The organism is Algoriphagus antarcticus, assembly GCF_002150685.1.
Classification (GTDB): Bacteria; Bacteroidota; Bacteroidia; order Cytophagales; family Cyclobacteriaceae; genus Algoriphagus; species Algoriphagus antarcticus.
In genome coordinates, this window is sequence record NZ_MSSW01000003.1 from 189,101 (window position 1) to 196,579 (window position 7,479).

Below are 7,479 nucleotides of genomic sequence, written 5' to 3' on the forward strand. Positions count from 1 at the left end.
CATCCAAACTTGGTTCTTATTTCGTAATTAACACAAAACGAGATTTATGGAGCAGATCAAATCTAAAACAGGAACCCTAAGTCAATCCCGAAGAGAATTTGTGGAACGGGCAGGCATGACCGCAGTAATGTCCGCATTTGGACTTGCATTTTTTACAAGTTGCTCCGATTCTGAGGATCAGGCTCCGCAGCAAAATACTCCACCTCCAACCAATACCACTGGAATCACGGTCTCTGGGAGTACCATTCAAATTGATTTGACTGCTCAAACTGGGCTGGCGGCAGCTGGCGGCTGGCTATTGATCATCGATGCAAAAACCATGGTGGTCAACGTGGGTGGATCTTACCGGGCTATGACTTCGGTCTGTACCCACTCTGCCTGCGACCGAAATTGGACCTTTGCGAATAGCAAATTTACCTGCACCTGTCATGGTTCCGAGTTTGATACTTCTGGCAATGTCCTTCAGGGACCTGCTACTCAACCTTTGCGATCTTATGCTACAGCTTTGAATGGAACAGCCTTGACAGTGACTAAGTAATGAAACGTCTTGTCCTGTTCTTCTTTTTTATTACCAATGTCAGTGCGGCCCAGACTTACCTAACAGAGTCCGGAAATGTAAATTTCCTCTCCAAAGCTCCATTGAATGAGTTCAATGGAGTATCAGATAAGTTAAATGGTCTGATTGATCTTTCGCAAAATTTATTGGATTTCTATGTAGATCTCAACACGCTGGATACCGGAATCGGACTTCGGGACAAGCACATGCGGGATAATTACCTGGAAACAGAGAAATATCCATTTGCAGAGTTTACCGGAAAATTGAGCCCGATACCTACACTAAATTCAGGGACAAAAAGTCCAGTAAGTGCCATCGGTAAATTTAAAATTCATGGCGTGGAGCGACAAATAGAAGTGAAGGGAACCCTGAGCAAAAATGCAAGAGGTGAATTGGAATTGGTGGCAGGCTTTGACATACTCCTTTCAGATTATAAAATCCCGGTTCCAAAGCTGGTGTTTTATGAGCTGGCAGAGAAGCAAGAAGTCACCATCAAAGCAACTTTAAAACCCAAAAAGTAATGAATCGAATGCTACTCCTGACCGTCTTGGGGATGCTGCCATTTTCACTTTTCGCACAGCTGGAGCGAAGCTTGGTAAATGCAAACCAACCTGTGGAATTGATCTTTCACGCCCCACGACACATCAACTTATTGACGGTAGAGCCATTAAGTAAGAAATCCATGCACTTTGCCATCATGCATACCTTTGGCCCGTTGGATGGGGGAATTGAAAACCTATTTGGTTTGGACAATGGCGCGAATATTCAGTTCAGTTTTGAATTTGCACTAAGTAATAAATTATCAGTTGCCGCTTCCCGAAGCAGTCGTGATAAAGTTTATAATGTATTCGGGCGCTACCATATCTTTCAGCAAACCCAAAACGGAAAAATTCCTTTTTCCTTGAGTTTGGCTGGTGGGGCGGGTGCCAATAGCTCCAATTATGATTTTCTACCTGAGCCAGCCCCGACCTTTACTGAGCGGATGAGCTACTTCGGGCAAGTGATGCTGGCGCGGAAGTTTTCCCCGAAAATCAGTTTTCAACTGACTCCTATGATGGCGTATTTCACTGATTCCAGAGCCATTTATCAAATTGAAGGAACTGAGAATTTATATGTAGCACTTGGATTCAGCGGCAAATTGAAGGTTACAGATCGCTCCTCGCTTTCCCTTCAATACATTCCAAACCTAAATACTGACTTGCGAAACAACTTTGGAATTGGCTGGGATGTCGAAGCCGGAGGGCATGTTTTTCAGATGTATTTCGTGACCTCACAGGCGCTCAATGAGCAGTATCTTTTAGCAGGGGGAAATGGTACAATTGGCGATGAATTTCGATTGGGTTTTAATGTGAACCGGATTTTTGCGACGGGACAAAAGCGGAAATGACAGGTGGCAGGGAGAAGAGAGATTGGAGATTGGAGAGTAGAGATTGGAGATTTGAAAACAGTAGATCGGAGTAAAACTTCGTTAATTGGAATCGGGACAAATTCCCCCTGGAAAAAAAAGGCTTTTTGGAAACGAGTTTGAGACAAAGGGGGCAAGGGGGATTAACTAGCTGAGCTCAGAGAAGAGAGAATAGAAAATAGAGATTGGAGATTAGAAAACAGTAGATCGGAGTAAAACTTCGTTAATTGGAATCGGAGCAAATTCCCCCTTGAAAAAAAAGGCTTTTTGGAAACGAGTTTTAGATAAAGGGGGTAAGTGGGATTATCTAGCTAAGTTCAAAGAAGAGAGAATAGAAAATAGAGATTGGAGAGTAGAGATTGGAGATTAGGGATTAGAAAATAGTAGATCGGAGTAAAACTTCATTAATTGGAATCTGGACAAACTTCCCCTTCAGCACAAAAGCCTTTTTGGAAACCAGTTTTAGATAAAGAGGGCAAGGGGGATTAACTAGCTGAGCTCAGAGAAGAGAGAATAGAAAATAGAGATTGGAGAACACTTCTTAAACTATTTTAGCCGATACTCACTCACGATTATATTTCCAGTTTTATAAGTTCTCAGAAGCTCATAGTGCTTCCTGAGCCAGTTGGAAATCTCATCCACATCTTTCTGCTCCTCAGGATAAGCATGTAAATAGTAATCGTAAATCAATACTTTCAATTGCTTCGGAAATTGGCCGGGATCTTTTGGTAACTGGTACATCGGAATCAGAATTTCCTGCGAGATTGAATCCTCGGGAAGCAAGACTTTTTTACTGAAATCCAAGAAACTGTGAGTATAGATAGCTTCTTTTGAATCAGTCTTTTGTGTTTCCACTCTTAAGGTTTTGATTAAAAGATCATATTGCTTCAATTTCTGCTGATAAGGAATAGCAATCAACGCTGGCACAACCAGGATTAGCACTACAAAAACCGGGTAGAATTTCAAATTGGAAAACCGAACTACCATTGCTAGCGCCAGATTGAAAACAGCCATTTTTAAGTCCATCTGAACTAGGCTGATCCCTGTGCCTAAGAGTAAAAGTGACACCATATAAATTTTCCACCTTCCGGAGTATTTCCATTTGTTCCAACCTAAAGCAATCAGCATACTTAGCATGGGCACTAGGATGATCAGATGCCTTGGATTGAGGTAAATAGGATTGTAGAATTCCAGTGTAGAACTCATAAACCAAAAGCCAATCAGCAGGCATAACAAAGCCAGTGAAAACTCAAATGCCGGAGTTTTCATTGACTTCAATCCCACTGTGATTCCTGGTAAAGCAAAAACAATCCAAGCCCAGTACGAGCGCTCTACAAAAGTGATGATGGGAAGAACAGTCAGTCTTTTTAGAATCGACAAAAGACCTTTGTCCGCATAGGTGAATTCGGAGATATAATGTCCCGCATTGATGGAGCTGATGCGATGAAGTGGATCACCGAATTTCACCCAGAAATAGCCTAGGTAAGCTGCAGAAAGCATAATTCCTGTTACTAGCACAGAGAGATAAAATGAGTTGCTGAGTTCTTTCTTTTTCCAATCGAAGTAGAATAGGAGTATGGGTAAAGGCGCCATAAGCACAATGGTTTCTTTCGTGAGAAAACCTGCAAATAACGCTGTAATCAAAACTATACCAGATAGAATAGGGCTACTTTTTCGGTAAACAGAAGCTACAGGAACTAGGCAAGTCCACACAACCAACAAGCTATCTGGATAGACTTTTGTCAGAAAATGAAGAAAATAGACTTGTGTGCAAAACCAGAGAACCAATACCCACGCGGGTGTTGATTTTGGGAGTATTTTGATTAATAAAAATAGACTTGTAGCATAGCTTATAAGGGATATCAGCGAGATTTTATGAGCATCAAATCCCAGTAGATACCCAACTAGTCCAGAAGGTACATATGCGCCCCAGCGACTGGAGAAATGATAATCATTTACCTCCATTGTGCCCTTCCAAAACTTTTTCCCAGCCAGCAAATAATAAACATCATCGCTGAAGGTGATCCCATCAAAGCCGAAGATCCAGTAAGCTAGAAGAAAGAGTACACCCACTGCAAAAGCTGAAAATTGTGCTTTAGATAAAAATGGATCAGATTGAAGGCTATTCATTGCGCTAAAAATAGAAGGAATTTTCTTTATCGTGAGTAAAAATTCGCGATAGATTTATTGACAATACACGTCAATTTTAAAAATAACTATTTACTATTGGTTACTTTTAGCTTTCCAAATTCAGAATCTACTATGAGCCAGGCAGGAAAAATCGAACAGCAAAAAATTCTTCGCGTTTTCAAATTGATCAATTTGCTACAAAGCAATATAGGGAAGCCTGTGCATAGACTTTCCGAACTGCTCGAGACGGATGAGCGCACGATTTATCGCTATTTCAAACTGCTGGAAGCTTTGGGTTTTGAGGTAGTGAAAGAATTCAGCAAGTATAAGATTCAGCATAGGCCGGGAACGGATCAGACGCTGAACTTTAGCACATTTTCGCAGGAGGAAAATCAATGGCTTAAGTCAATGATAGAAAGTCAGGGGAAAGGGAATTTGTTGCATGATTCTATTTTGAAAAAACTAGCCGTTCGCTCAGAAGTGAAGCAGGGAACTGAGCAACTCTTCAAAGCTAACCTCGGTAGATTGGTAGATGAAATTGGTCAAAGCATACAGCAAAAAAAGCAAGTGTGGCTGAAGGATTATTATTCCCTGAGTTCGGATACTACGAGTGATCGCATAGTCGAGCCGGTTGCTTTTTCATACAATTACGAAACTATTCATGCTTTTGAACCGGCGAGTAAAAGCATGAAAGTTTTCAAAATCGAACGGATTGGAGAAGTAGTCCTAAGTCAGGAGGCATGGAAATATGAAACCAAACATCAGCTTCCAGGGACTCAGCTTTTTGGTTTTACTGGTAAAAATAAGTTTTTGGTAAAGTTGAAACTCAGTAAGAAAGCCTACCAGCTCATGATGGAGGAGCATCCAAATGCGCGACCGTTTATGGCTATCAAGAACAGGAATCAGTATTATTTCAATGGAGAAGTCCCACAACTTCCAGGTTTGGCGAGGTTTATTTTAGGTTTGCCAGGTGAGATAAAAGTGGAAGAAGGCGAGGAAATGAAAGCTTATTTAAGTGAGCAGCTGACCAAGATGGTTTCGTAAGTAAGCTGGTTTTTTGTTGGGGCTTGGTTACCAATTATTTCTGATAATTTTTTAACTTATTCACTAACAATTTTTAAAACCCAAATTTTTATGAATAATCAAAACAACAACCGGATTTATGGGCTGATTTTTATAGCCCTTTTTGTAGTCTCTTGTAGTAGCGAAGAGCAGCCATCAATCTCTCAAACGGAACTTTCAGAATCAAAAACAGAAGTGATTCCTTCCTCTGAGATCGATCAAATCATCTTGAAATCTTTACAGGAATCAGGTGATTTTGTTTGGGGAAATCAATCAAATGAATTGATTTTAAGTGCCTTGATTCAAAGTGATTCCATTCTTACTATTGGCTATCAGGCGTCAGGACAGCAGCTGACCAATGCCCGAATAGGGTTGGAGTCTGTGCAAGTTCCGGAAATGCAGGAAGCTGCAGGGAAAATCATTGGCATGATATCGGAAATCCAATCCAGAAATCAAGGCGCTAACCTACGGAAAATTGAAGAGTCATTGATTCATGCTGATTTACCTTTTTTGGAGCTAAAAGTTTATGATTTAGAAGCACTTGAAACCCTGAAAAAAATGGGGGAGGTTAGATATTTTGAACCTCGTGGTTATGAGTTTGATTACAGTCTTTTGAATGATGAACAGAATGCCCGCCTCACTAGTGGTTCGGGATGTGAAAATGAACCTGAATCAGTTCCAGTTGCTGATTATTCTGTCACTAGCCCAAATGCCAAGGCATCGTGGAACTATGTTCAGATGGGTATTTCTCAAGCTTGGGCTCAGAGCACAGGAGCAGGAATTACAGTAGGAGTGATTGACACTGGTCTTTCTCCAGATCAGCCAGCCCTCAATGGATTTTTCAACAGTGGGGAATCAAGCAATCGTATAGTTCAGCGTTTCGGAACTTACAAGACCGGTTATTGGTGGTGGAAAAAGTACGATGGTCCCAATGATCAATGTGGTCACGGCACTGCTATGGCTGGGGTCGTGGCTTCACCAAGAAATGCTGTAGGAAATGCTGTGGGAGTAGCTTATAATTCCAATTTGATCAGCGTGCGTGGTACGAGTGATGTGATATTTGATAGTGGAAACGAAAAAGACGGGGTTGCTGAAGCTTTGGTACTTCTTGGGAAACGATCTGATGTGAAGATAATCAGCATGTCTATAGGAGATTTGTTTTCCAATTCCAAAGTTGCAGACGCAATTCGCTATGCACACAATCGAGGCAAGCTGATTTTTGCTGCAGCAGGTACTTCTACCACTTTTACAAATTGGATTGGAGTGATTTTTCCAGCGACTATGTCTGAAACTGTAGCCGTGACTGGGGTAAAAGAAGGAAACGGCTATCAGCGATGCGATACCTGCCATTCAGGTGCAAAGGTCGAGTTTACTGTGATTATGGAAAGAACTGGGTCAAATACCAAACCATTGACCACGGCGCTTTATAGCAACGATCCATCTACTGTGGGAGGTTCTTCCGTCGCTACAGCAACAGCTGCTGGAATAGCTGCGTTGGTTTGGGCAAAAAACCCAGGATGGACTAGAGAGCAAGTTGTAGAAAAAATGCGCTCCACTTCAGATTTGTTTCCCTCAAGAAATTCAGAGTATGGTTATGGAAATTTGAATGCGGCTGCTGCGGTAGGTTTTTATTGACAATTTGTTGAAAAAGGGAAAAAATGGTAGGGCGGTAATTTTTCCGCCCTTACTTTTTGTATTTGTTATTAGCTAGTGGATTTATCATAAATCACTTTCCCCACACTTCTAATATGTTCAAGTAGAGATTCATTTTTGATATGACTCCATATAGCTACATCGAAAAAGTAAGGCTGATAGCTATCATCAAGATCCTCTGAGAAATTCAACTGATCTTCAAACTCAAGTTGATCACCAATCAGAACTAAGTCCAAATCGCTTCCCCGCTTAAAATTACCGATTGCACGCGAACCGTAAAGTATGACTTTATCAATGTTGGGGTATCTTTTTGCAAAATCCCTAATCTCCTCCAAATGAGCATCTGAAATACCGATTTCATTGGCCAATATATCTTTGATCATGAGAATTTGATTAATTTTCTGACTCAAATCGTTCGATTAATTTTTTGAAAGCTTGGTGATATTTCCTCTTAATGTCATTCTCCACGAAACTTGCGGTTTCCATATTGTAAGTGTGGCTGGTTAGATTTCTGCTTTTCACCATTTCCATCCAGAGATCTCCGATTCATTAGTGGCCGCTTGCTGACTTTACCTGGAGTATAGTTTGGCACTGCTTAAAACCTTCCGTTTACATACTTTTGAAATGTGCCGATCCTACGGATCTAAGGTATTGCTTCTTTGCTGTGGTGGAC

The 7,479-nt window shown here is 41.2% G+C and carries 8 protein-coding genes; 5 read left to right on the top strand and 3 right to left on the bottom strand.

The window, feature by feature from the left end:
- Positions 1-46: 46 nt before the first annotated feature.
- The 3 genes from BVH04_RS02965 to BVH04_RS02975 are packed head-to-tail and all read left to right on the top strand — an operon-like array spanning position 47 to position 1,943.
- Positions 47-538, top strand: coding sequence for a QcrA and Rieske domain-containing protein (locus BVH04_RS02965; protein WP_086539838.1), 492 nt, complete (start codon positions 47-49; stop codon positions 536-538).
- On the top strand, positions 538-1,077 hold the full coding sequence (locus tag BVH04_RS02970) for a YceI family protein (RefSeq protein WP_086539839.1): 540 nt from the start codon (positions 538-540) through the stop codon (positions 1,075-1,077). Before BVH04_RS02965 ends, BVH04_RS02970 begins: the two co-directional genes overlap by 1 nt.
- Complete coding sequence (locus BVH04_RS02975; RefSeq protein WP_240510814.1) at positions 1,077-1,943, top strand: DUF5777 family beta-barrel protein; 867 nt, start codon at positions 1,077-1,079, stop codon at positions 1,941-1,943. The genes BVH04_RS02970 and BVH04_RS02975 overlap by 1 nt, the downstream gene beginning before the upstream one ends.
- Before the next feature lie 564 nt (positions 1,944-2,507).
- Here the strand turns inward: BVH04_RS02975 and BVH04_RS02980 are convergent.
- Positions 2,508-4,091: a hypothetical protein gene (locus BVH04_RS02980; RefSeq protein WP_086539840.1), complete on the bottom strand. Its 1,584-nt coding sequence runs from the start codon at positions 4,089-4,091 to the stop codon at positions 2,508-2,510.
- Positions 4,092-4,223: 132 nt separating this feature from the next.
- On the opposite strand from BVH04_RS02980, the gene BVH04_RS02985 reads away from it, so the two are divergent.
- Together BVH04_RS02985 and BVH04_RS02990 are read left to right on the top strand one after the other, a co-directional pair.
- The gene (locus tag BVH04_RS02985) at positions 4,224-5,135 is read left to right on the top strand and encodes a helix-turn-helix transcriptional regulator (RefSeq protein ID WP_086539841.1); all 912 of its coding nucleotides are present in this window, start codon (positions 4,224-4,226) and stop codon (positions 5,133-5,135) included.
- A gap of 90 nt (positions 5,136-5,225) precedes the next feature.
- Positions 5,226-6,788, top strand: a complete 1,563-nt coding sequence (locus tag BVH04_RS02990; protein ID WP_086539842.1) for a S8 family peptidase — start codon at positions 5,226-5,228, stop codon at positions 6,786-6,788.
- Between the two features lie 68 nt (positions 6,789-6,856).
- Here the strand turns inward: BVH04_RS02990 and BVH04_RS02995 are convergent, their stop codons facing one another.
- Together BVH04_RS02995 and BVH04_RS26565 are read right to left on the bottom strand one after the other, a co-directional pair.
- Positions 6,857-7,189, bottom strand: coding sequence for a nucleotidyltransferase domain-containing protein (locus BVH04_RS02995; RefSeq protein ID WP_086539843.1), 333 nt, complete (start codon positions 7,187-7,189; stop codon positions 6,857-6,859).
- Between the two features lie 10 nt (positions 7,190-7,199).
- Complete coding sequence (locus tag BVH04_RS26565) at positions 7,200-7,337, bottom strand: nucleotidyltransferase substrate binding protein (protein WP_116116413.1); 138 nt, start codon at positions 7,335-7,337, stop codon at positions 7,200-7,202.
- Between the last annotated feature and the right edge of the window lie 142 nt (positions 7,338-7,479).